Origin of the sequence: Methylobacterium mesophilicum, from assembly GCF_036441335.1 — a bacterium.
Lineage (GTDB): Bacteria > Pseudomonadota > Alphaproteobacteria > Rhizobiales > Beijerinckiaceae > Methylobacterium > Methylobacterium mesophilicum_B.
Genome location: NZ_MLBW01000004.1, coordinates 100,156 through 121,687 on the forward strand (window position 1 = coordinate 100,156; position 21,532 = coordinate 121,687).

A 21,532-nucleotide genomic window follows, 5' to 3' on the forward strand; every position below is an offset into this window, starting at 1 on the left:
AGCCCCGCCGTCACGCCCGCCCCCGCGCCGCGCTGGGCGCGGGCCTGTCCCTGCTGGCCCTGCTCGGAGCGCCGGGCGCCGCCCCGCCGCGAAGGGCCAGGAGCCCCGGGCACCGGAGGCGAAGGCCGAGGCGAAGGGCGCGGCCGGCAAGCCGGCGGAGGCCAAGCGGGCCGACACCAAGCGGGCCGACACCAAGCGGGCCGACACCAAGCCGCCCGAGACCCGGGCGACCGAGGCCGCGCCGGAGCCCGTCCCGCCCCAGGACGCGAAGGCCCAGGACGTGAAGGTCCAGGACGCGAAGGCCCAGGACAGCAAGGCGTCGGACGCCAGACCGTCCGAGACCAAGTCCCAGCCCGCCAAGCCTCAGGACGCGGCGAAGCGATCCCGCGAGCCGGCGCCGCTGGTCTACGCCAAGGTCTCCGCCGACCCGAACCCGACGCTGACCCCGCGGACCTTCCTCGACACGCTCCGGGCGGCCGAGCGCTACGCGGCCTTCGCGGAGGCCGGCGGCTGGGAGCGGCTGCCCGAGGATCTCGCGCGCCTCAAGCCCGGCGAGCGCCACCCGGCGATTCCCGCCCTGCGCCACCACCTGACCCTCACCGGCGACCTGCCGGCGGACGCGCCGCCGAACGACCGCCTCGACCCGCCCCTGGTGGCGGCGATCGCGGCGTTCCAGGCCCGTCACGGCCTGCCCGACAGCGGGATACTTGGCCGGCTCACCATCAACGCGCTCAACGTGCCGGCCACGGTGCGCCAGCGGCAGCTCGCCGCCTCCGCGGCCCGGCTGATGGGCTCGAAATTCCCCTTCGGCGAGCGCTACGTGGTGGTCAACATCCCGTCCGCCGCCGTGGAGGCGGTGGAGAACGGCGCCGTCGCGCGCCGCTACGTCGCGGTGGTCGGCTCGCCCGACAAGGCGACACCGCCGGTGGAGACGCGGATCACCGACATCAACTTCAACCCGACCTGGACCGTCCCGGCCTCGGTGGTGAAGAACGAGATCATCCCGCAGATGCGGAAGAACCCGGGCTATCTCGCCAAGAACCACATCCGGATCCTCGGCCCGGCCGGCGAGGTCGACCCGACCCGGATCGACTGGGCCGGCGAGAAGGCCGTCAACTACACGCTGCGCCAGGATTCCGGCTTCGACAATTCGCTGGGCCAGGTGCGGATCGACATGCCGAACCGCTTTGCCGTCTACATGCACGATACCCCGGCGAAGTCGCTCTTCGCCGCGAGCGTGCGCTTCCACAGCCACGGCTGCGTCCGGGTCGGGCAGGTGAAGGAGCTCGTCGGCTGGCTGCTGCAGGGCACCGACGGCCCCAACGGGCCGGGCACGAGCTGGGGCCCGATCGAGATCGAGACCGGCATCGCCGACGGCGAGCGCCGCGACATCAAGCTCACCAAGCCGATCCCGGTCACCTTCGTGTACCTCACCGGCTTCGCCACGCCGGACGGGAAGGCGCATTTCCGCGACGACATCTACAACCTCGACACGCCGGCCGCCGAGCCCGCCGCCACCGGCGCGATCCCGCCCGCGACGGGCGCGGAGGCGGGTGCCGCGAAGCCGGCCACCGATTCGCGCCCTTCTCGACCTTCGTGACCTTGGCGCCGGTGAGGATCTTGATCCCCTGCTTCTCGAAGCGCTTGCGGGCGAGGCCGGGCCGCCACCGAGCGCCGCAGTTTGGAATCCGTCGAACCTATCCGCTAAAGCCAACCCAGCCATGCGATTCTCGGCACGCCGGAACATCCCGGCGGACCGGTCATTGGCTCGCTGAAGGCGCCCCTGCCCCTCCCCGGAGAGACGGAGCGACGCGCCGAGCCACCGAAACGCACGGAGACGACCATGGCCAAGGCCAAGCCGAGCAGCCGCATCGAGAGCGCGCGCCTGAACACCCCGACCGACCTCGATCCGAGCGACGTCCGGACGATCGCCGAGGGCCTGACGATCCTGAGCTCGGACCTGTTCGCGCTCTATATCAAGACCAAGAACTTCCACTGGCACATGAGCGGACCCCATTTCCGCGACTACCACCTCCTGCTGGACGAGCAGTCGGCCCAGATCTTCGGGATCATCGACGCGGTGAACGAGCGCGCCCGCAAGATCGGCGGCACGGTGCTGCGCTCGCTCGGCCAGGCCAGGAGCCTCACCCGCGTGGCCGACAACGACGCCGCGTACGTCTCGCCCCTCGACATGCTCAAGGAGCTGCGCGACGACAACAAGGCCCTCACCGCCAACATGCGGACGCTCCACGGCGTCACCGACGAGGCCGGCGACGTCGCCACCACCTCGCAGCTCGAGGAGTGGATCGACCAGTCCGAGGAGCGGACGTGGTTCCTCTACGAGACCACCCGCGACGCGACCGACAGCGGCCACTGAGCCGCACCGTCCGGCACCGGCGCGGCCGGTGCCGGGCCTGGCAGGTTCGAACCGCCGCTAGCCGGCGGCGAGGTCGAGGTGCACCTTCACGAGGCCCGGATCGTCCGGATCGCGCGCCTGCGCGAAGCCGAGGCGGCGGCAAACCGCCAGCATCGGCCGGTTCTCGGCCAGGACCGTGCCCTCGACCCGCCCGATCCCCTCGGACCGGGCCCAGTCGATCATCAGGCGCATCAGCGCGAAGGCGAGGCCCGTCCCCCGGGCGTCGCGGCCGACCGCGATCGCGTACTCGCCGCTCTCGTGGTTGGCGTCGGCGTGGAGCCGGACCGCGCCGAGCATGCGCTCGCCGCCCGCCGGCCCGATCTCCGTGGCCACGAACGCGATGGCGCGGGCGTAGTCGAGCTGCGTCAGGCGGGCCAGGAAGTCGTGGCTGAACGCGCGCACCGGCCCGAAGAACCGCAGCCGGAGATCCTCCGGATCGAGACCCTTGAAGAAGGCCAGGAACAGCCCCTCGTCCTCCGGTCGCACGGGCCGCACCCGCACGGTCCGGTCCTTGAGGTTCAGCGTGCGGATCCACTCGGCCGGATAGGGCCGGATCGCGAAGCGCGGGTGGCCGCGGCCGAGGGCGCCGCGCTCCGCGCGCCCGATCCGGACCCGGGCGTCGAGGGCCAGCACGCCGGTCTCGTCGGCCAGGAGCGGATTGATGTCGAGCTCGCGCACCTGCGGCAGGTCGGCGGCGAGCTGGGACAGCTTCACCAGCGTCAGCGCGATCGCCCCGAGATCGGCCGCCGGCACGTCGCGGTAGGCCTCCAGGCGCCGCGCGACCCGGGTGCGGGCGATGAGGTCGCGCGCCAGGGTCAGGTCGAGCGGCGGCAGGCCGAGGGCGCGGTCGTCGATCACCTCCACGGCGGTGCCGCCCCGGCCGAACACGACCACAGGGCCGAACACCGCGTCCTCGGCGAGGCCGGCGATCAGCTCCCGGCGCTGGCCGCGGCGGACCATCGGCTGGACAGCGAAGCCGGTGACGCGGGCGTCGGGCCGCTCGCGGCGGGCGCGGGCCAGGATGCTGCGGGCGGCCTCCGCGACGTCGGCCTCGCTGGTCAGGTCGAGGTGGACGCCGCCGATGTCGGATTTGTGCACGATGTCCGGCGAGACGACCTTCAGCGCCACCGTCCCGCCCGCCGCGATGATCGGCCACGCGGCCGCCGCGGCCGCGTCCGTGTCGGGGGCGAGCGTGATCGGGACGGTCGGGATCCCGTAGGCCTGGAGGAGGCCGTTCACCGCCACCGGATCGAGCCACGCGGCGCCCTGGCGCAGGGCGGCGGCGACGATCGAGCGCGCCCGCGCCGTGTCGGGCGAGAAGTCCCGCGGCAGGGAGTCCGGCGTGCGCATCAGGTCGTCCTGCGCCTCGCGGTAGCGCACGAGGTGCAGGAAGCCCTCGATCGCCTCGGAATCGGTGGTGAAATGCGGGATCCCGGCCTGCGCGAAGGTCTCGCGGGCCGCCTCCGCGTCGCCCAGCGTGACCGCGAAGACCGGCTTCTTGCGGGTCTGGCCGGCGCGGGCGGCCCTGACGGTCGCGGCGACGGCCTCGGCGACTGCGCCGGCCTCCGAGCGGATCGTCGGCACGTGGATCGCCAGCACGGCGTCGCTCGTCCGATCCGTCAGCAGCGGCGTCAGCGCGGCGGCGAAGGCCGGGCCGGCGGCGTCGATGCCGAGATCGAGGGGATTGCCCGGCGCGCGGCCCTCCGCCTCGGCGGGCGCCGCCAGGGTCCCGGCCCGCTCGATCAGCCGGTCCGCGGCGAGGAGGCCGATGCCGCGGCCGTTCGACACGATCGCCAGCCGGTGACCGGGGAACGGACGCTGGCGCCCCAGGGTCTCCACGGCCGAGAACATCGCGTCGAGATCCGGCACCGCCAGCAGGCCGGCCCGCCGGAAGGCCGCGGCGTAGACCGCGTCCGGCCGGGCCAGGGCGCCGGTATGGGTGACGGCGGCGCGGGTGTCGGGGCGGTGCCGGCCGGCCCGCAGGACCACGACGGGCTTGGCCCGGGCGGCGGCGCGGGCGGCCGACATGAACCTGCGGGCATCCGCGACCCGGTCGAGGCAGAGCAGGATCGCGCGCGTGCGGTAATCGGCGGCGAAGTGGTCGAGGCAGTCGGCCACGCCGATGTCGAGCACGCTGCCCAGCGACAGCACGGCCGAGAAGCCCGTGCCGTGGCGGGCGCCCCAGGCGACGATGGCGGCGGCGACCGTGCCGGATTGCGAGACGAGGGCGAGGTCGCCGGGCTCGGGGGCGTGGGCGAACAGGCTGGCGTTGAGCTTGGCCCCCGGGACCGCGAGGCCGGCGCTGTCGGGCCCGAGCAGGCGCAGGCCGTGCGCGCGGGCGATCCGGTGGGCCACCGGACCCGGATCCTCCGGCCCGGAGCCGAGCCGCGCCGTGAGGATCACGGCCGCCCCGNACGACCTCGGGCACGCTCGGGGGCGGCACCGCGATCAGGACGAGGTCGGGGGCGGCGGGCAGGTCCGCGACCCGCGGCACGCAGGGGAGTCCCTCGACGGCCGCGTGATCGGGCTGGACCGGCATGATCGCGCCGGGAAAGCCCGCGGCGCGCAGGCTGTCCAGCACGCTGCGCCCGAGCGAGCCCGCGCGCGCCACCGCGCCGACCAGCGCGATCGAGCGGGGCGCCAGCAGCTTGTCGAACCGGTAGGTGCTCACGACCGGCGGCTCACGACATCGTCACGGGACGCGGTCCCGCAAGCCGTTCCTGGCGGCACGCATCTGGCCCCCTCGCTCACGTCCGAACGGGCGGGCGCCCGGGCGCCCGCCGCCCTCCCAGATGGCGCGATCCGGCGCGCCTGCAACGCCCGGCCGGCACGGGCCGGCCGGAAATCGCGTGGTCGCCGCGCGCGCCCTCCAGACCGCCCTTTTGTCCAATATCGAGCGCCATTTATCCACTCTAAGACGGCACTTGTGGGTGTGTGTCGATTGGTCTTGCTATTAAATTCGCACCACCATAGTAACTGCCCCTTAACTACCCTGTATCGGGTCGAGCAGAGACAGATTCCGGCCGGCGCCGGTGGTCGGTGGCCGGCTGGGATCGAGTGGAGGTTACGGGATGGACGCCACGGGTGAAGGGCAACCGGACTATCTCGCGCTGTCCGTCGACATCGTGTCGGCCTTCGTGAGCAACAATCCGGTCCCCGCGCCGGAACTGCCCGGGCTGATCGCGGCCATCCACGCGACGCTGCACGGGCTCGGCGAGCCGTCCGCGCCGCCGGCGGAGGAGCTGCGGCCGGCCGTGTCGGTCCGGCGCTCGGTCCAGCCCGACTTCATCGTCTGCCTGGAGGACGGCAAGAAGTTCAAGTCGCTGAAGCGCCACCTGCGGACGCACTACAACCTGACGCCGGAGGAGTACCGGGCGAAATGGGGCCTCCCGCCCGACTACCCGATGGTGGCGCCGAACTACGCCGCGGCGCGGTCCAGCCTCGCCAAGAGCATGGGTCTCGGCCACCAGCGCCGGAAGGGCTGACGGCGCGGCGCTGTCAGCCGCGCCCGCGTCCACAGCTTTCGGAGCCCGGTTAGGTATCGGGCAAGCCGCGCTTGCGAGGGTCCGGGGCCCGTCAGCGCCCCAGAGACCCGATGCCCGGCAAGCCCAGCCTCGTCGCCCGCCTGTTCTGGACGGCCGTGATCGGCCTGCCGTTCGGGCTCTGGTACGGCCGGCCGGCGCTCGCCGCGACGGGCCTCGCGCTCGCGCTCGTCCTGCTCCGCCATCTCGGGCGCCCGCGCCGGTTCCGGGCCCGGGTGCGCCGGATCGCCCGCGCCCATGCCGAGACGCTGGCGCTGCGGCGGCGTCAGGAGAGCTACAGCGACCCCTACGGCAACTGGATCGAGGACGGCTGGCTGCGCGAGCGCGATTACTTCCTCGAGCGGACCGTCCTGCCGCAGCTCGGTCCCCGCTTCGCCGACCTCGCCGAGGCCGAGCACGCGCGGATGCTGGCGATCATCGAGGCCGAGGCGGCCGCCGTCGCGCTCCCGGAGGAGGACGAGGCGCCCGGGGACGGGCTCGACTACGAGCGCTACTGCGCCGCGCGCCTGGTCCGGGCCGGCTGGCGCGCGCACCGGACGCCGGCGAGCGGCGACCAGGGCGCCGACATCGTGGCGGTGCGGGACGGTTTGCGCCTCGTCGTGCAGTGCAAGCGGCTGAGCAAGCCCGTGGGCAACGCCGCCGTGCAGGAAGCCGCCGCGGCCCTGCGCTACTGGGACGGGGACCGGGCCGCCGTGGTGTCGAACGCCGGCTTCACGCCGGCGGCGCGCCGGCTGGCCACGGCCACCGGCGTCCTCCTCCTGCACCACGACGCCCTCGAGGGCTTCGACCTCGCGGAGACGTGATGCCCGTCAGGCGAGCGGGCCGGGGATGGCGATCTCCGCCTCGCTGAGCAGGCGCGCCTCGTGGCGGCGCACGAACAGCCACAGGGCCAGGCCGCCGAACACCACCAGGGCCAGCAGGGTCAGGCCCACCGGGCCGACGATGTGCTCGATCTGGCGGCCGCAATAGTACGAGCCGATGCCCATGCTGCCGGCCCAGACGATGCCGCCGAGGGCGTTGAAGGCGAAGAAGCGGCGGGCATCCAGCCGGTTCACCCCGGCGAGCAGGGCCGCGTAGGCGCGCAGCATCGCGGTGAAGCGGCCGAAGAACACGATCTTCCCGCCGTGCTGGCGGAACAGGTACTGGCCCAGCTTGAGCCGCCCGTGATCCAGGGCGATGAGGTGGCCGTAGCGCAGCAGCAGCGGCATGCCCCAGCGCCGCCCGGCCCAGTAGCCGACATTGTCGCCCAGGATCGCCGCCCCCGCGGCCGCGGCGATGACCAAGCCGATGTTCAGGTTGCCGGTGCTGCCGGCGTAGACGGCGGCCGAGATCAGCACCGTCTCGCCCGGGCACGGCACGCCGGCGCTCTCGAGGGTGATGATCACGAAGATCGCGATGTATCCGTAATTCGCGATCAGCTCGGCGATGGGCAGGTCGTTCAGGAAGGCCATGCGGTCCTCGGGCCGGTCTCCGGGCAAAGCCCGGCGACACAAGCGGACGGAACGTGGCCTTAAGAGGGCCGACCTGCGGCGCGCGGCGCGCTCAGAGGACTTTCAGCAGGGCCTCGGCGCCCGAGGCCTCCGCCTTCGAGGGCGTCTCCTCGACGTTGAGGATCCGGACGACGCCGTCCTCGACCAGCATCGAGTAGCGCTTCGAGCGCATCCCGAGGCCGAAGCCCGTGCCGTCCATCTCCAGGCCGAGGGCCTTGGCGAAATCGGCGTTGCCGTCGGCGAGGAACTCCAGGCCCTCGGCACCGCTCGCCTTCGACCACGCGTCGAGCACGAAGACGTCGTTGACGCTCGTCACCGCGATGGCGTCGATGCCCCGCCCGAGGATCTCGTCGCGGTGGGTGACGAAGCCCGGCAGGTGGTTGCGGTGGCAGCTGGGGGTGAACGCGCCCGGCACGCCGATCAGGACCACGCGCCGGCCCTTGAACACGTCGTCGGTGGTGCGCGCGATCGGGCCCTCGGGGCCGATCACCCGGAAGGTGGCCTGGGGCAGGTGGTCGCCGACCTGGATCATCGCGGGTCCCTCGTTGTCGCGCGCTGGGTTGGCGCGCGTGAGCAGCGCGCCTGACCTAGCGTGGCAGGGGGTGCCTGTCGAGGATCGGGAGCGGCCTGCGGCTCACGGTCCGAGAAGCTTGACGAAGGCCGCCCCGGCGCCGAACAGCGCGGCCCCGGCCGTCATGCCGGACAGCGCCACCTGCCAGGGCGCGAGACTCCGGTCCCGGCCGATCTTGGCGGCCTCGGCCGCGAGCTTGGTCTGCTCGACGGCCGTCTTCGAAGCCTCGGCCGTCATCTTGAACTGCTCGGCCGCCAGCTTGGTCTGCTCCGCGGCCAGTTTCGACTGCTCGGCGATCAGCTTGTGCTGCTCGGCGACGAACTTCCGCGTCTCCTCGTGCGCGCGCTCGATCCGGGCGCGCTGCTCCTCGATGTCGAACGCGGTCGGAGAGGCGGAGCCAGCCATGATGGTCTCGGTCTCGAACGTGGCCGGAGCGATCGCCCTCGCGCGCCGGCCGGGACATTCTGCGGCGCGCATGAGACCCGCACAAGCTTGGGGGAGGCTTGCTGCGTCCCTTTTGCCCGCTGGACAACGGAGGGGCGCGGCGTAGCATGGACGCATGGCGCACCCTCCGCACCGCAGGCCCGATCCCATGTCGGCAGCGTCGTCCCAGGCCGGGAAGGCGGCGCCGCTCCGCACGGAGCTGTCGGGCCCCCAGTTCCTCGACGGGCAGTTCCTCGTGGCCATGCCCGGCATGGCCGACGAGCGCTTCGCCCGCTCGGTGATCTACGTCTGCGCCCATTCCGCCGACGGAGCCATGGGCATCATCGTCAACAAGGCGGCGACCGACATCAGCATGCCGGACCTCCTGGTCCAGCTCGACGTGGCGCCCGAGGCGGACGCGATCCGCCTGCGCGAGCGGGTCGGCCACATGCCGGTCCTGATGGGCGGCCCGGTCGAGGGACGGCGCGGCTTCGTGCTCCACAGCGACGATTTCCACATCCAGCAGTCGACGCTGATCATCGACGACGGCATCTGCCTGACCGCGACCGTGGAGATCCTCCGCGCCATCGCCAGCGGCGAGGGCCCGGCCAGCGCCGTGCTGGCGCTCGGCTACGCCGGCTGGCAGGCGGGGCAGCTGGAGAGCGAGATCATGGCCAACGGCTGGCTCAACTGCCCGGCCGACCCGGCCCTGATCTTCAACGCCGACCTCGACGCCAAGTACGACCTCGCCCTGCGGGCGAACGGCATCGACCCGGCGATGCTGTCGATGACCGCCGGCCGGGCCTGAGCCGGGCGCGCTCGCCAGGGCGGCACAGCGTCTTCGCGAGCGGAGCGAAGTCGGTTGCGCCGGGCCGCTGGCCGTTACCGGGCGGTCTACTCCGGAACGGCGTCGCCGCCGCCGACCGCGTCCGGGTTCATGCCCTCGACCGCGGGCTTGGGCCGCGGCCGGCGGGGCGCCACGGAGGCGGTGGGCGTCGCCGTGTTGGCGCCGAGCCGGGTGGCCAGGGCCAGGGCGCGGTTCTCCGTCACCCGCAGATGGCAGAACCCGTGCGTGCCCTCGCGCGCGTAGGTGCGGCAGAGCTGCTCCCGGTCCGACGAGAACGCCGCCTGCTCGCTGACGATCGGCCGGACATCCTCGCGCCGGGCCCGCTGGGTCATCAGCTTGTAATTGTCCCGGACGGCCTTGTCGGCCACGCCGCGGGCGGTGTCGAACTCGCCGGCCCGCGGGATCAGGGTGGCGGCGCCCGGCCCCCAGAGGCCGACCGGCGTGGTCGCGCAATCCGCCGCCGAGAAGGTGCAGACCGGGCCCGAGCCCAGGCTCGAGACCAGGACGCCGCCGTCGGTCACGTCGAAGCGCAGCGGGCACTCGGCCCCGGCGGCCTCGAAGCGCGGCACGCCCTCGGGCTTGCCCTCGGCGGTGAGCGTCACCGGATTGCCGCCCGCGAGCGGCACCGTGCACGACTCCGCCGGCTGCGAGATCTTGGTGCCGGGCAGCTTGATCCGCGCCGTGACGGCCGTGCCGGAGCGCTCGAGCTTCAGCGAGCCGGACAGGCCGTTGAGCTGCAGCTCCTGGCCGATCACGCCGTCCTCGGAGGGCGTCTTCAGCACGACCGGGCGGGCCGGCGCGGGGGCCGGCCGGGGCGCCTCGGGGGCCGCCGGTGCCCCGGGCGCCGGCTCCGGCAGGCCGCGCGGCGGCACCGGCGGCCGCTCCGGCTTGATGCCGAACAGGCGCTCGAAGAAGTTCTGGGCCCGCGCGGGGGGCGCGGCGAGCATCCCGGGCGCCGCGACGGCGACCGCCAGGATCGGGAGCAGGAGGCTGCGGGTCGGGCGCATCGGACTCTACGACGGGGACACGAAGTGGCGGGGCCACGCGCAACCCCTTGTCGAAACGTTAACACGCCGTCGATGGCGCCGACGTGGCAGCGAAGCAACAAAATGCAGCCACGCCACCGGGGCGAGGCCGGTGGTACGGTGAGATCCTGCCGGAATGACAAGGGGATGGCGCGGATCTGCATGCCCGATCCCGCCGCGCAGGCTTCGCCTTGCGGGCCCGGAACGGGCTTCTTATATCGCCCTCGACGCGGGATTGCGCGCTGGGTTTCAGCCGTTCACGGCCCTTGATCCGGCCCGGGTCCCATACTCACATCACCCCCGACACCGCCATGGGCCGAGCTGCTTCGGGGCTCGGCGGTCTGCTTGAACGCGACACAAAGAGGGATCCCACCATGGGTAAAGTTATCGGCATCGATCTGGGCACCACCAATTCCTGCGTGGCCGTGATGGAAGGCACGCAGCCCAAGGTCATCGAGAATTCGGAAGGCGCGCGCACCACGCCGTCCATCGTCGCCTTCACGGACGACGGCGAGCGGCTCGTCGGCCAGCCGGCCAAGCGCCAGGCGGTCACGAACCCCGAGCGCACGTTCTTCGCCATCAAGCGGCTCATCGGCCGGACCTACGACGACCCGATGACCCAGAAGGACAAGGGCCTCGTGCCCTACAAGATCGCCCGCGGCGACAACGGCGACGCCTGGGTCGAGGCGGACGGCAAGAAGTACTCGCCCTCGCAGATCTCCGCCTTCACCCTGCAGAAGATGAAGGAGACCGCCGAGTCGCATCTCGGCCAGCCGGTCACGCAGGCGGTCATCACGGTCCCGGCCTACTTCAACGACGCCCAGCGTCAGGCCACCAAGGACGCCGGCAAGATCGCGGGCCTCGAGGTGCTGCGCATCATCAACGAGCCGACCGCGGCGGCGCTGGCCTACGGCCTCGACAAGAAGAAGTCCGGCACGATCGCGGTCTACGACCTCGGCGGCGGCACCTTCGACGTCTCGATCCTGGAGATCGGCGACGGCGTGTTCGAGGTGAAGTCGACGAACGGCGACACCTTCCTGGGCGGCGAGGACTTCGACAACCGCATCGTCGAGTACCTGACGGCGGAGTTCAAGAAGGAGCAGGGCATCGACCTGACCAAGGACAAGCTCGCCCTCCAGCGCCTCAAGGAGGCCGCCGAGAAGGCCAAGATCGAGCTGTCCTCGGCCACCCAGACCGAGATCAACCTGCCCTACATCACCGCCGACAACACCGGCCCGAAGCACCTCGCGCTGAAGCTCAGCCGCGCGAAGTTCGAGTCGCTCGTCGACGATCTGGTGCAGCGCACGATCGAGCCCTGCCGCAAGGCGCTCAAGGATGCCGGCGTCTCGGCCTCCGAGATCGACGAGGTGGTGCTGGTCGGCGGCATGATCCGCATGCCGAAGATCCAGGAGGTGGTGAAGTCGTTCTTCGGCAAGGAGCCCCACAAGGGCGTGAACCCCGACGAGGTCGTGGCCATCGGCGCCGCCGTGCAGGCCGGCGTGCTCCAGGGCGACGTCAAGGACGTCCTGCTCCTCGACGTGACCCCGCTGTCGCTCGGCATCGAGACGCTGGGCGGCGTGTTCACCCGGCTCATCGACCGCAACACCACGATCCCGACCAAGAAGTCCCAGACCTTCTCGACCGCGGAGGACAACCAGAACGCGGTCACGATCCGGGTCTTCCAGGGCGAGCGCGAGATGGCGGCCGACAACAAGCTGCTCGGCCAGTTCGACCTCGTCGGCATCCCGCCGGCGCCCCGCGGCATGCCGCAGATCGAGGTGACCTTCGACATCGACGCCAACGGCATCGTCAACGTGACGGCCAAGGACAAGGCGACCAACAAGGAGCATCAGATCCGCATCCAGGCCTCGGGCGGCCTCTCGGACGCCGACATCGACCGGATGGTGAAGGACGCCGAGGCGAACGCCGAGGCCGACAAGAAGCGGCGCGAGCTCGTCGAGGTGAAGAACCAGGGCGAGAGCCTGATCCACGCCACCGAGAAGTCGGTGACCGAGTACGGCGACAAGGTCCCGGCCGCCGACAAGGGCGCGATCGAGACCGCGATGACCGCGCTCAAGACCGCGCTCGAGGGCGACGACGTCGAGACCATCAAGGCCCGGACCACGGACCTGATGCAGGCCTCGATGAAGCTCGGCGAGGCCATGTACGCCGCCAACCAGGCGGCCGGCCCGGATGCGGGTGCCGAGGCGGCGGCTTCCGAGAAGAAGGACGACGTCATCGACGCCGACTTCCAGGAGGTCGACGAGAAGGACCAGAAGAAGCGCGCCTGAGGCGCGGATCTGATACGACCGCGCGGGGCCGGAGCGATCCGGCCCCGCCTTTGCGTGAGAAGCGTATTCAGAAGCTCCGTCATGCCGGGCCTGCGGGACCCGGAATCCGGACCCGCCGGCAGATCGTGGATCTGCGTCGTCGGCGCTTCCGGCTTCCGGGCTCGTCGGCAGCCACCCGGAACGGCGGCGCGGTGGTAGAAGCGTCGCGGCCCGGGTGACGGGACGGGACGGGAAGGCACCTGAGGGCGGGATGTCGAAGCGGGACTATTACGAGATCCTGGGGGTCACCAAGACCGCCACGGAAGGCGAGATGAAGGTCGCCTTCCGCAAGCTCGCGATGACCTATCATCCCGACCGGAATCCCGGCGACAAGGATGCCGAGATCAAGTTCAAGGAAATCAACGAGGCCTATCAGTGCCTCTCGGACGGCCAGAAGCGCGCCGCCTACGACCGGTTCGGCCACGCGGCCTTCAGCCAGGGCGGCGGCGGCCCCGGATTCGGCAACGAGTTCGGCGACTTCATGTCGGACATCTTCGACAACTTCTTCGGCGACGGCCGCGGCGGCGCCGCGCGGGGCCGGGGCCGCGGCGGCACGCCGGGCCGCGAGCGCGGGGCCGACCTGCGCTACAACCTGGAGATCACACTCGAGGAGGCCTTCACCGGCAAGGCCGAGACCATCAAGATCCCGACCTCGATCACCTGCGAGGTCTGCGACGGCTCCGGCGCGAAGCCCGGCTCGAAGCCGCGGACCTGCCCGACCTGCGCGGGCTACGGACGGGTCCGGGCGGCGCAGGGCTTCTTCGCCATCGAGCGGACCTGCCCGAACTGCCACGGCCGCGGCGAGATCGTCGACGATCCCTGCGCCGCCTGCCAGGGCGCCGGCCGGGTCAACCGCGAGCGCACCCTCTCGATCAACGTGCCGGCGGGCGTCGATGACGGCTTGCGGATCCGGCTCGCCGGCGAGGGCGAGAGCGGCCTGCGCGGCGGCCCGGCGGGCGACCTCTACGTCTTCCTGTCGATCAAGCAGCACGAGTTCTTCCAGCGCGACGGCGCCGACCTGTTCTGCCGTGTGCCGATCTCGATGGTGACGGCCGCGCTCTCGGGCGAGATCACCGTGCCGGTGATCGACGGCTCGCAGACGCAGGTGCGCATCCCCGCCGGGACGCAGACCGCCAAGCAGTTCCGCATCAAGGGCAAGGGCATGCCGGTGCTGCGCTCGCGGGAGGTCGGCGACCTCTACATCCAGGTCTTCGTCGAGACCCCGCAGAACCTGACCAAGCGGCAGCGCGAGCTGCTCCAGGAGTTCGACCAGTCGGCCTCCCCGGAGAACCATCCCGAATCCGCGGGCTTCTTCTCGAAGGTCCGGGACTTCTTCGGTGGCGCGGTCCGGCCGTGAGGCCGGATCCGAAACCCGGGACGGCCCGTTATGCAAGCGGCCCGCGTGGCACGCATCCCCTAGGCGCGGCGCCGGCTTGACTGTAAGACAGCGCCGTCTCTAGCCATTCATTCTCATCCGGCATCAAGGAATCCAGGACTTGCCGCCGCTCCGCCGTCCCAACGCGAAGGCTCCTGCGGGCAGGAGCGCGATATTCGGGCCGCGGCGCGACCCCCTCGAGGACGAGGCCCGGTTCCTGCGGTCCTGGTTCGAGCGCCCGCTGGTCACGGGGGCCGTGACGCCCTCGGGCAAGATGCTCGCGCGGACCATGGCGGCCTACGTCGACCCGCGCCTCGAGGGGCCGGTGGTCGAGCTGGGCCCCGGCACCGGGCCGGTGACCGAGGCGCTGATCCGGCGCGGCGTCGCGCCCGAGCGGCTGATCCTCGTGGAGTTCAACCCCGATTTCTGCCGGCTCCTGACCCACCGCTTCCCGGGCGTCCGGGTCATTCAGGGCGACGCCTACAACATGCGCGCGAGCCTGCAGGACGTGCTGACGCAGCCGGCCGCCGCGACGATCTCGAGCCTGCCGCTGTTCACCAAGCCGCTGGAGCAGCGGCTCGACCTGCTCAACACCGCCCACGACCTGATGCGGCCCGGCGCGCCGTTCGTGCAGTTCACCTACGCGGTCGTGCCGCCGATCCCGGCCCGCTGCGAGGCCGGCAGCTACACCGCCGACCGCTCCAACCGGGTCTGGCTGAACCTGCCGCCGGCGCGGGTCTGGGTCTACCGCCGCCCCTGACCTGAACACGGCCTGAGCGAACAGGTCACGTTTGCGTCAACTGGAAGGGCGCAGACCTGGGACACGGCCGGACGCCACAGGGCGACCGGCGTGGATCAGGAGAACGCCGATGTTCACCAAGACCGCACGGACCCGCTTGGCCGCCGCCCTGGCCCTCGGAGGGCTCGCCTTCGCGGCCCCGGCGATGGCCGCGCCCCTCGGCCGCGATGCCGGTCTGCGGGCGGAAGCCGGCGACGTCCAGACCGTCCAGTACGGCTACGGCTACGGGCACCGCCACGGCGGCTTCGGCCATCACGGCTACGGCCCGCGCCATCACCATCACGGCGGCTGGGGCCGGGGCCACCATTACGGCTGGGGACACCGCGGCTTCGGCCCGCGTCACCACCATCACGGGGGCTGGGGCCATCGCCACGGCCACGGCCGCTGGTAAGGGCTCCGCGCCGGCCGCGCCCGGTCACGGCTCCGAGAGGGCCGGGCGCGGCCNGCCGCCTCCAGCCGCTCCGCGGCGCCGTCGCGGTCCGGCGCCAGGCCGCCGGCGACCAGCATCTCCGCGCCCAGCGCCACCGTGACCGCGTGGAAGCGCGGCTCGCGGCGCGCGCCCGTCAGGTAGTCGATCGCGTAGGCGACCTCGACGGCGTTGCCGGCCGCGCTGGCGAGGGGCGCGTCCATGTCGGTGATCAGCGCGGCGGTGCGCAGGCCGGCCCCCTCCGCCACCGTGACGATGCTCTCGGCCAAGGCGCGCGCCTCGGGCAGCGTCGCCATGAAGGCGCCGGAGCCCTGCTTGACGTCCATCACCAGCCCGTCGAGCCCGGCGGCGAGCTTCTTCGACAGGATCGAGGCGGTGATCAGGTCGCGGGACTCGACCGTGCCGGTGACGTCGCGGATCGCGTAGAGGCGCCGGTCCGCGGGCGCGAGCTCGGCGGTCTGCCCGATGATGGCGCAGCCGACCCTGCCGACGACCCGCCGGAACGCGTCGAGCCCCGGCGTCGCGTCGTAGCCCGGGATGCTGCCGAGCTTGTCCAGCGTCCCGCCGGTATGGCCGAGGCCGCGGCCCGAGATCATCGGCACGTAGCCGCCGCAGGCCGCGACCATCGGGGCGAGCGGCAGGCTCACCGCGTCGCCGATGCCGCCGGTGGAGTGCTTGTCGAGGACGGGCCCGGGCAGGTCCCACGCGAGGACCCGGCCCGACTCGGCCATCGCCCGCGTCAGCGCCACCCGCTCCGGCAGCGACAGGCCGCGGAAGAACACCGCCATGGCGAAGGCCGCCGCCTGCCCCTCGCCGACCGTGCCGTCGGTGAGCCCGCGGATGAAGGCCCCGATCTCGTCTGGATCGAGGGGCAGGCCGTCGCGCTTGGCCCGGATCGTCTCCTGGGGCAACCTCTCCCGGGGCAGCCGCACGCTCACAGCGTCCGCGCCCGGATCAGGGTCTCGAACAGGCTGCTCGCCCCGAGCCGGAAGGTTCTCGGGCTCACCCAGCCGGGGCCCATCAGCCGGTCGGCCAGGTCGAGGTAGGTGGCGGCGTCGGCGACGCTGCGCAGGCCGCCCGAGACCTTCAGGCCCGCGGGGCGGCCGCTCGCGCGGATCTCGGCCAGCATCGCCTCGGCGGCCTCCGGGGTCGCCGAGACCGGGCTCTTGCCCGTGGATGTCTTGAGGAAATCGGCGCCCGCCTCCAGGGCGATCCGGCTCGCCTCCCGGATCCGGCCAAGTTCGGCGAGTTCGCCCGTCTCCAGGATCACCTTGAGGGTCGCGGACCCGCAGGTATCGCGCACGGCCTCGACCATGTCGCGGGCCACCGCAGCCTCGCCCCGCAGCAGCGCGGCGTAGGGCAGGACGAGGTCGACCTCGTCGGCGCCGTCGCGCAGCGCCTCGGCGGTGTCGTCGGTGGCGCGGGCGCAATCCTCGCCGCCCTTCGGGAAGTTGATCACCGTGGCGATCCGGATGCCGGTGCCCGCGAGCGCCCGCGCGCCCTGCGCGACGAAGCGCGGCCAGACGCAGATCGCCGCGACGCCGCCGCGCCTCGCGTCCCGGCAGAGGGCGTCGATCCGGGTCTCGGTGCAGGTCTCGCCGAGATCGGTGAGGTCGAGGAGCGGCAGGGCCCGGCGGGCGACCGCGCCGGCTTCGGGGTCAGTCATCGGCTGTCTCTCCGTCGGGCAGGCCGGCCACGAAGGCCCGGACCAGGCGGCCGAGATCCGCCGCGGCCCGGGCCGCCACCGCCTTCGTCTCCGCGTGGTGCGGCGCACCGCCCGCGATGCCGGCCGCGAGGTTCGTCACGACCGAGACCGCCGCCACCGGCAGGCCGAGGAACCGGGCGAGGATCACTTCGGGCACGGTCGACATGCCCACGAGGTCGGCGCCCAGGATGCCGGCCATCCGCACCTCCGCGGGCGTCTCGAAGCTCGGTCCCGAGAACCACGCGTAGATCCCCTCCCCCAGGGGCACGCCGCAGGCCTCGGCCGCCGCGCGGAGCCGCGCCCGCAGGTCCGGGTCGTAGGCCTCTGTCATGGGCACGAACCGGGCGTCGCTGGCCTCGCCGATCAGCGGGTTCAGGCCGGAGAGGTTGATGTGGTCGGCGAGCAGCACGAGGCTGCCCGGCCCGGTCCCGGGCCGCAGCGATCCCGAGGCGTTGGTGAGCAGCAGGCGCCGGGCGCCGAGGTCCCGGGCGCAGGCGAGCGGCACCCGCATCACCGCCGGGTCGCCGCGCTCGTAGGCGTGGGCCCGCCCCTCGAAGATCAGGACCTCGCGCCCCGCGAGGCGCCCGCGGTGCAGCCGGCCGCGATGGCCGCTGACGCCGGGTCCCGGAAATCCGGGGATCTCGGCGTAGTCGACGGCGGCCGCGTCCGTGAGGGCCCTCACTCACCGAGCGTCTCCGGGCCGAAGGAGTCCGGGAGCAGCTCCGCCAGCGTGAAGGTGCGGGCGACGCCGCCCGGACCGGCGGCGTGGATCGGCGTGTCCGGCGCTGCGAACTCGCGGATGCGCTGGCGGCAGGCGCCGCACGGCGTCACCGGGCCGTTGCCGTCGCCGCAGACCAGGATCGCTGCAATGCGCCGGCCGCCCGCCGCCACCATGGCGGCGATCGCCCCGGCCTCCGCGCAGGTCCCGACCGGGTAGGCAGCGTTCTCGACGTTGCAGCCGGCGTGGAGCGCGCCGCGCTCGTCGCGCAGCGCGGCCCCGACGGCGAAGCGGGAATAGGGCGCGTGCGCCCGCCCGCGCACCGCGCGGGCGGCCTCGAACAGGGCGGCGAGCCCGTCATCGTCCCCTGCTGGGTCCCGTGCTGGTTCCGCGGCCTGCATGGCCGATCTTTGGCACCCACCGGGGCGCCCTGTCGAGGCCCCGGGCGGGAGTCCGGCGCGCGCTCAGCGGCTCGCCGGACCGGCGCCGAGGAGGCGCGCGGCCTGCCGCAGGTCCGCGTCGCTCCGCGGACCGCTCAGGGCGTAGGCGGTGTCGCCGGCGTTCCACGAGACGACGTCGCCGTCGTCCGAGCCGGTGGTGAGCGTCGTCGGTCCGCCGCGGATGCCGCGGGTGGCGAACAGCGACGCCTCGCCGAAATCGCCCGCCTCGAGGGCGACCTCGATCCCCGTGCCGTGGCGGGCTGGGAAGACCTGGATATCGCGCACCCGCCAGCCATCGGGCAAGGCCGGCAGGTCGATGCCGGTGGCCGAGCGGAGCCGCGCCCGGTCGTAGACCGGATCGTCGGCCTGGCCGCCGATGCTCTTGCGCAGCTGCGCCACGACCCGGGCCTGTCGCGCGTCGGCGATCAGGGCCGGATCCGGTGTCGCCGCCAGGGTGTCGGGAACGCCGAAGCGGCCGATCTCGTCGTGCGCCAGCCAGCCCGCGCCCACGAGCACGGCGATGGCCGCGGCCCGCTTGAGACGCGAGGCGACGCGACGCCAGCGCTGGTTCCGGTCGAAGCGGCGGGCCAGGACCATGTTGCGGTCCGGCCCGGGCCCCGGAACGCGCTCGAAGCAGGCCCGCAGGGCGTCGCGGTCGTGCATCTCCGCCATCACCCGGGCCGCGGCCGCGGGATTGGCCGCGAGGTGCGCCTCGACGTCGAGACGGCGCATCGGGTCGATCTGGCCGTCGACGAAGGCGATGAGATCGTCGTCTGTGATCGGATCGATCATCGTGAAGTCCTCGAATCCAGCGTGCCCGGAGGCGATCCGCCGGTCGCAATCGTCAGTCGGCACCGGCGCCCGCGGGTGCCGGCCCTTCGTCAGCTCCGTGCTCAGCTCTCTCCGACGGCGCGTCGCAGAGGCCAGGCGGACCGTTCCCGCGGCTCGTCGGAGACGACGAGCCGGAGGGCGGAGGGCGGCCCGCGCCGCGTCTCGGATGTCTTGGCGGGCTCCGCCTCGTCGGCGCCGCGATCGGTCCGCGTCCCCTCCTCGAAGGCCCGCAGGGCCGCCCGGCCGCGGCCGAGACGGGACATCAGGGTGCCGATCGGGATGCCGAGAACGGCCGCCGCGTCGGCGTAGGCCATGCCTTCCAGGGTGACGAGGTGGAGCGCGGCGCGCTGCTCCTCGGGCAGCTTGAGGAAGGCCTGCCGGATCTGGGCGAGGCGCACCTGCCCCTCCTGCGCCGGCGGCGCCATGTCCTCGGTCATCCGGACCAGCGTGTCGGCGTGCCGCGCCTCGACCTGCCGGCGGCGCTGCTCGTCGATGAAGGCGTTGTGCAGCACCGTCATCATCCAGGTGCGCAGATTGGTGTTCGGCCGGAGCGAGCCCTGCATCTCCAGGGCTCGCACCAGCGTGTCGTGGACGAGATCGTCGGCCCGCAACGTGTCGCGGGTGAGCGACCGGGCGTAGCGCCGCAGGGGCACCATCAGGTCGAGGAGGTCCGGGCGCTTGTTCTTGTCCGATGCCATAGGGTGTGAACGCGGCGCCCCGGCGGTTTAATCCCGCGGGCCGGCCCGGCGCCGCGGTCAGGCCTGGTCGAGGGTGGCGGCGATGCCCGAGATGATCCGCGGATCGGTCGGCTCGACCTGCGTGGCGAAGGCCGCCGCGAGGGTGCCGTCCCGGGCGATCAGGTACTTGTGGAAGTTCCAGCGCGGCGTCTCGGCGGGGCGCTCGGCGGCGGCCCAGCGGTAGAACGGGTGGGCGCCCGGCATCTTCACCCGGGTCTTGGCCGTGAGCGGGAAGGTGACGCCGTGATTCTTCCGCGCCGCCTCGGCGATCGCCGGCCCGTCCAGGGGCTCCTGGTTGCCGAAATCCGGCGACGGGACGCCCAGCACGACGAGCCCGCGGTCGCCGAACCGCGTCCAGAGCGTCTGGAGCCCGGCGAGCTGCCCGGCGTAGCCGCAGGCCGTCGCTGTGTTGACCACGAGGATCGGCTTGCCCGCGTAGCCGGAGAGCGGCATGGGCGCGCCCTCCGGGGTCTCGAAGGCGAAATCCGTGGCCCGCGCGGTCCCGGCCGACGGCTCGGCGGCGCGGGCGGCGCCGGCGAGGCCGGCACCGAGCAGGATCAGGGCCTCGCGGCGCAGCAGCGTCATGGCAGGTCTCCGATGCGGACGTTCCGGCGCGTCAACGAACCAGATCGGGAAAGGATCGACCTACTGGTACGCCTGCTGCAGATCGACCGTACAGTCCCGGCCGATCCGCTCGTAGTTCTCGGCGAGCCACGCCTGCGCGGCGGCGCGGCCCTTGTCGCGCAGGCGCTTGAACACGGTCCAGCGGGCGTCGAGCTTGGAGGCGGCGTTGTAGTCCTCCAGGGCGTCCGTGCCGTCGATCCGGTGCACGAGGACCCGGCGGTACTGGCCCTGGCCGAGGGTGCCCTCCTCGATCAGCCCGTCGAGGAAGTCGATCGCCCGCAATTCCCGCATCAGGTTGGCGTTGAAGGTGATCTCGTTGAGCCGGTCGCGGATCTCAGCCTCGGTGCGCGGCGTCTCGCGCCGCTCCACGGGGTTGATCTGGACGAGCACGATGTCGCGGGTCTGAGCGCCGCGGTGCAGGGGGTAGAGCGGCGGGTTGCCGAGATAGCCGCCGTCCCAGTAGGGCACGCCGTCGATCTCCACCGCCTGGAAGACGGTGGGCAGGCAGGCCGAGGCCATCAGGTGGTCGACGGTCAGGCGCTCGCGCTCGAACACCGCGAGCTTGCCGGTCCAGACGTTGGTGGCCGAGACGAACAGGCCCGCCGTGTCGGCCTCGCGCAGGCGGTCGAAATCGACCTGCTCGGCGAGCGCCTTGCGCAGCGGATTGATGTTGAGCGGGTTCGACACGTAGGGGCTCGGCGCCAGCATCTTGGCCCAGAACTCGGCCACCGGATTGCCCTTCCACAGGCTGAACAGGCCGCTCACGACGTTGCGCTGGGCCGGCCCCAGATCGCCGTCGAGGCTGACCTCGCGCCAGAACCGCTCCAGGCCCTCGCGGGCCCCGTCCGGGCCGCCCTTGAGCCAGCCATCCACCAGGACGACGGCGTTCATCGCCCCGGCGCTCGCCCCGGTCACCGCCTCGAAGCCGAGGCGGCCGTCCTCGATGAGGGCGTCGAGCACGCCCCAGGTGAAGGCGCCGTGCGCGCCGCCGCCCTGGAGCGCGAGCGCCACCGGCTTCTCGGCCCGAGGCCCGGCCAGCGCGGCGCCCGGCGCCTGCGCGGGCTGCGCCTCGACCGCGTCCGTGACGGGCGATTCGGGAACGGCGGTGGCAGGGTTGTGCGGCTCGGTGCCGCCGAATTGCTCGCTCATGTCGGCCTCCTGATCCACCGTACAGATGGGATGCTGCAGTGCAGCATCAACCGTGCGCCGGGATCGCGGACCGGCATCCGCCC

20 protein-coding genes and 2 pseudogenes are annotated in these 21,532 nt (G+C 72.7%); 9 read left to right on the forward strand and 13 right to left on the reverse strand.

The window, feature by feature from the left end; translation table 11 throughout:
- The first annotated feature begins 280 nt into the window (after positions 1-280).
- Both MMR14E_RS02780 and MMR14E_RS02785 read left to right on the forward strand, forming a co-directional pair.
- Positions 281-1,600: a L,D-transpeptidase family protein gene (locus tag MMR14E_RS02780; protein ID WP_419539290.1), complete on the forward strand. Its 1,320-nt coding sequence runs from the start codon at positions 281-283 to the stop codon at positions 1,598-1,600.
- 243 nt (positions 1,601-1,843) lie between these two features.
- Positions 1,844-2,377, forward strand: coding sequence for a DNA starvation/stationary phase protection protein (locus MMR14E_RS02785; RefSeq protein ID WP_331312704.1), 534 nt, complete (start codon positions 1,844-1,846; stop codon positions 2,375-2,377).
- Between the two features lie 57 nt (positions 2,378-2,434).
- On the opposite strand, the pseudogene MMR14E_RS02790 reads toward MMR14E_RS02785, so the two are convergent.
- A pseudogene (locus MMR14E_RS02790) lies at positions 2,435-5,087 on the reverse strand (bifunctional acetate--CoA ligase family protein/GNAT family N-acetyltransferase).
- A 400-nt stretch (positions 5,088-5,487) separates the two neighbouring features.
- Here MMR14E_RS02790 and MMR14E_RS02795 point away from each other — a divergent pair.
- Together MMR14E_RS02795 and MMR14E_RS02800 are read left to right on the forward strand one after the other, a co-directional pair.
- The gene (locus tag MMR14E_RS02795) at positions 5,488-5,901 is read left to right on the forward strand and encodes a MucR family transcriptional regulator (RefSeq protein WP_331312705.1); all 414 of its coding nucleotides are present in this window, start codon (positions 5,488-5,490) and stop codon (positions 5,899-5,901) included.
- Between the two features lie 110 nt (positions 5,902-6,011).
- Positions 6,012-6,761: a restriction endonuclease gene (locus MMR14E_RS02800; RefSeq protein WP_331312706.1), complete on the forward strand. Its 750-nt coding sequence runs from the start codon at positions 6,012-6,014 to the stop codon at positions 6,759-6,761.
- 6 nt (positions 6,762-6,767) lie between these two features.
- Here MMR14E_RS02800 and MMR14E_RS02805 read toward each other — a convergent pair whose 3' ends face one another.
- The 3 genes from MMR14E_RS02805 to MMR14E_RS02815 all read right to left on the reverse strand — a co-directional run bounded on the left by MMR14E_RS02805 (position 6,768) and on the right by MMR14E_RS02815 (position 8,424).
- Positions 6,768-7,409, reverse strand: coding sequence for a DedA family protein (locus MMR14E_RS02805; RefSeq protein ID WP_331294624.1), 642 nt, complete (start codon positions 7,407-7,409; stop codon positions 6,768-6,770).
- A gap of 91 nt (positions 7,410-7,500) precedes the next feature.
- A complete protein-coding gene (locus tag MMR14E_RS02810; protein WP_020093824.1) occupies positions 7,501-7,980 on the reverse strand; it encodes a peroxiredoxin in 480 nt (159 codons plus the stop codon).
- A gap of 102 nt (positions 7,981-8,082) precedes the next feature.
- On the reverse strand, positions 8,083-8,424 hold the full coding sequence (locus MMR14E_RS02815) for a hypothetical protein (RefSeq protein WP_331312707.1): 342 nt from the start codon (positions 8,422-8,424) through the stop codon (positions 8,083-8,085).
- A 187-nt stretch (positions 8,425-8,611) separates the two neighbouring features.
- Here MMR14E_RS02815 and MMR14E_RS02820 point away from each other — a divergent pair, with 187 nt between their 5' ends.
- Positions 8,612-9,250: a YqgE/AlgH family protein gene (locus tag MMR14E_RS02820; protein ID WP_331312708.1), complete on the forward strand. Its 639-nt coding sequence runs from the start codon at positions 8,612-8,614 to the stop codon at positions 9,248-9,250.
- An 86-nt stretch (positions 9,251-9,336) separates the two neighbouring features.
- Here the strand turns inward: MMR14E_RS02820 and MMR14E_RS02825 are convergent, their stop codons facing one another.
- Positions 9,337-10,296: a hypothetical protein gene (locus tag MMR14E_RS02825; RefSeq protein ID WP_331312709.1), complete on the reverse strand. Its 960-nt coding sequence runs from the start codon at positions 10,294-10,296 to the stop codon at positions 9,337-9,339.
- 392 nt (positions 10,297-10,688) lie between these two features.
- Here MMR14E_RS02825 and dnaK point away from each other — a divergent pair, with 392 nt between their 5' ends.
- The 4 genes from dnaK (at position 10,689) to MMR14E_RS02845 (ending at position 15,209) form a co-directional block, all read left to right on the forward strand.
- Positions 10,689-12,605, forward strand: coding sequence for a molecular chaperone DnaK (dnaK, locus tag MMR14E_RS02830; RefSeq protein WP_029359089.1), 1,917 nt, complete (start codon positions 10,689-10,691; stop codon positions 12,603-12,605).
- A 250-nt stretch (positions 12,606-12,855) separates the two neighbouring features.
- Positions 12,856-14,001: a molecular chaperone DnaJ gene (gene dnaJ, locus MMR14E_RS02835; RefSeq protein WP_331312710.1), complete on the forward strand. Its 1,146-nt coding sequence runs from the start codon at positions 12,856-12,858 to the stop codon at positions 13,999-14,001.
- Between the two features lie 139 nt (positions 14,002-14,140).
- Positions 14,141-14,779, forward strand: a complete 639-nt coding sequence (locus MMR14E_RS02840; protein ID WP_331312711.1) for a phospholipid methyltransferase — start codon at positions 14,141-14,143, stop codon at positions 14,777-14,779.
- Between the two features lie 109 nt (positions 14,780-14,888).
- Positions 14,889-15,209, forward strand: coding sequence for a hypothetical protein (locus tag MMR14E_RS02845; protein ID WP_331312712.1), 321 nt, complete (start codon positions 14,889-14,891; stop codon positions 15,207-15,209).
- 46 nt (positions 15,210-15,255) lie between these two features.
- Here the strand turns inward: MMR14E_RS02845 and MMR14E_RS02850 are convergent.
- The 8 genes and pseudogenes from MMR14E_RS02850 to MMR14E_RS02885 all read right to left on the reverse strand — a co-directional run.
- A pseudogene (locus tag MMR14E_RS02850) lies at positions 15,256-16,171 on the reverse strand (thymidine phosphorylase); the annotation flags it as partial.
- An 8-nt stretch (positions 16,172-16,179) separates the two neighbouring features.
- Positions 16,180-16,911 (reverse strand): deoxyribose-phosphate aldolase, encoded by a 732-nt coding sequence (deoC, locus tag MMR14E_RS02855; protein ID WP_331312713.1) that lies wholly within the window; start codon positions 16,909-16,911, stop codon positions 16,180-16,182.
- On the reverse strand, positions 16,904-17,632 hold the full coding sequence (locus tag MMR14E_RS02860; protein WP_331312714.1) for a purine-nucleoside phosphorylase: 729 nt from the start codon (positions 17,630-17,632) through the stop codon (positions 16,904-16,906). Before MMR14E_RS02860 ends, deoC begins: the two co-directional genes overlap by 8 nt.
- Positions 17,629-18,069: a cytidine deaminase gene (gene cdd / locus MMR14E_RS02865; RefSeq protein ID WP_331312715.1), complete on the reverse strand. Its 441-nt coding sequence runs from the start codon at positions 18,067-18,069 to the stop codon at positions 17,629-17,631. The genes MMR14E_RS02860 and cdd overlap by 4 nt, the downstream gene beginning before the upstream one ends.
- 63 nt (positions 18,070-18,132) lie before the next feature.
- Positions 18,133-18,900, reverse strand: a complete 768-nt coding sequence (locus MMR14E_RS02870; RefSeq protein WP_331312716.1) for an anti-sigma factor — start codon at positions 18,898-18,900, stop codon at positions 18,133-18,135.
- A gap of 101 nt (positions 18,901-19,001) precedes the next feature.
- On the reverse strand, positions 19,002-19,637 hold the full coding sequence (locus MMR14E_RS02875) for a sigma-70 family RNA polymerase sigma factor (RefSeq protein WP_331312717.1): 636 nt from the start codon (positions 19,635-19,637) through the stop codon (positions 19,002-19,004).
- Positions 19,638-19,694: 57 nt separating this feature from the next.
- Entirely contained in the window at positions 19,695-20,261 is a 567-nt protein-coding gene (locus MMR14E_RS02880) for a glutathione peroxidase (RefSeq protein WP_331312718.1), read from the reverse strand.
- Positions 20,262-20,321: 60 nt separating this feature from the next.
- A complete protein-coding gene (locus MMR14E_RS02885) occupies positions 20,322-21,449 on the reverse strand; it encodes a patatin-like phospholipase family protein (protein ID WP_331312719.1) in 1,128 nt (375 codons plus the stop codon).
- Positions 21,450-21,532: the final 83 nt, after the last annotated feature.

What these genes read in the sequence shown, in the direction of transcription:
- MMR14E_RS02880 (WP_331312718.1), bottom strand. Translation starts at nt 20,261, where the DNA reads ATGACGCTGCTGCGCCGCGAGGCCCTGATCCTGCTCGGTGCCGGCCTC.
- dnaK (WP_029359089.1), top strand. Translation starts at nt 10,689, where the DNA reads ATGGGTAAAGTTATCGGCATCGATCTGGGCACCACCAATTCCTGCGTG.
- MMR14E_RS02800 (WP_331312706.1), top strand. Translation starts at nt 6,012, where the DNA reads ATGCCCGGCAAGCCCAGCCTCGTCGCCCGCCTGTTCTGGACGGCCGTG.
- MMR14E_RS02815 (WP_331312707.1), bottom strand. Translation starts at nt 8,424, where the DNA reads ATGGCTGGCTCCGCCTCTCCGACCGCGTTCGACATCGAGGAGCAGCGC.
- MMR14E_RS02810 (WP_020093824.1), bottom strand. Translation starts at nt 7,980, where the DNA reads ATGATCCAGGTCGGCGACCACCTGCCCCAGGCCACCTTCCGGGTGATC.
- dnaJ (WP_331312710.1), top strand. Translation starts at nt 12,856, where the DNA reads ATGTCGAAGCGGGACTATTACGAGATCCTGGGGGTCACCAAGACCGCC.
- cdd (WP_331312715.1), bottom strand. Translation starts at nt 18,069, where the DNA reads ATGCAGGCCGCGGAACCAGCACGGGACCCAGCAGGGGACGATGACGGG.
- MMR14E_RS02825 (WP_331312709.1), bottom strand. Translation starts at nt 10,296, where the DNA reads ATGCGCCCGACCCGCAGCCTCCTGCTCCCGATCCTGGCGGTCGCCGTC.
- MMR14E_RS02845 (WP_331312712.1), top strand. Translation starts at nt 14,889, where the DNA reads ATGTTCACCAAGACCGCACGGACCCGCTTGGCCGCCGCCCTGGCCCTC.
- MMR14E_RS02870 (WP_331312716.1), bottom strand. Translation starts at nt 18,900, where the DNA reads ATGATCGATCCGATCACAGACGACGATCTCATCGCCTTCGTCGACGGC.
- MMR14E_RS02885 (WP_331312719.1), bottom strand. Translation starts at nt 21,449, where the DNA reads ATGAGCGAGCAATTCGGCGGCACCGAGCCGCACAACCCTGCCACCGCC.
- MMR14E_RS02820 (WP_331312708.1), top strand. Translation starts at nt 8,612, where the DNA reads ATGTCGGCAGCGTCGTCCCAGGCCGGGAAGGCGGCGCCGCTCCGCACG.
- MMR14E_RS02805 (WP_331294624.1), bottom strand. Translation starts at nt 7,409, where the DNA reads ATGGCCTTCCTGAACGACCTGCCCATCGCCGAGCTGATCGCGAATTAC.
- MMR14E_RS02795 (WP_331312705.1), top strand. Translation starts at nt 5,488, where the DNA reads ATGGACGCCACGGGTGAAGGGCAACCGGACTATCTCGCGCTGTCCGTC.
- MMR14E_RS02875 (WP_331312717.1), bottom strand. Translation starts at nt 19,637, where the DNA reads ATGGCATCGGACAAGAACAAGCGCCCGGACCTCCTCGACCTGATGGTG.
- MMR14E_RS02785 (WP_331312704.1), top strand. Translation starts at nt 1,844, where the DNA reads ATGGCCAAGGCCAAGCCGAGCAGCCGCATCGAGAGCGCGCGCCTGAAC.
- deoC (WP_331312713.1), bottom strand. Translation starts at nt 16,911, where the DNA reads ATGACTGACCCCGAAGCCGGCGCGGTCGCCCGCCGGGCCCTGCCGCTC.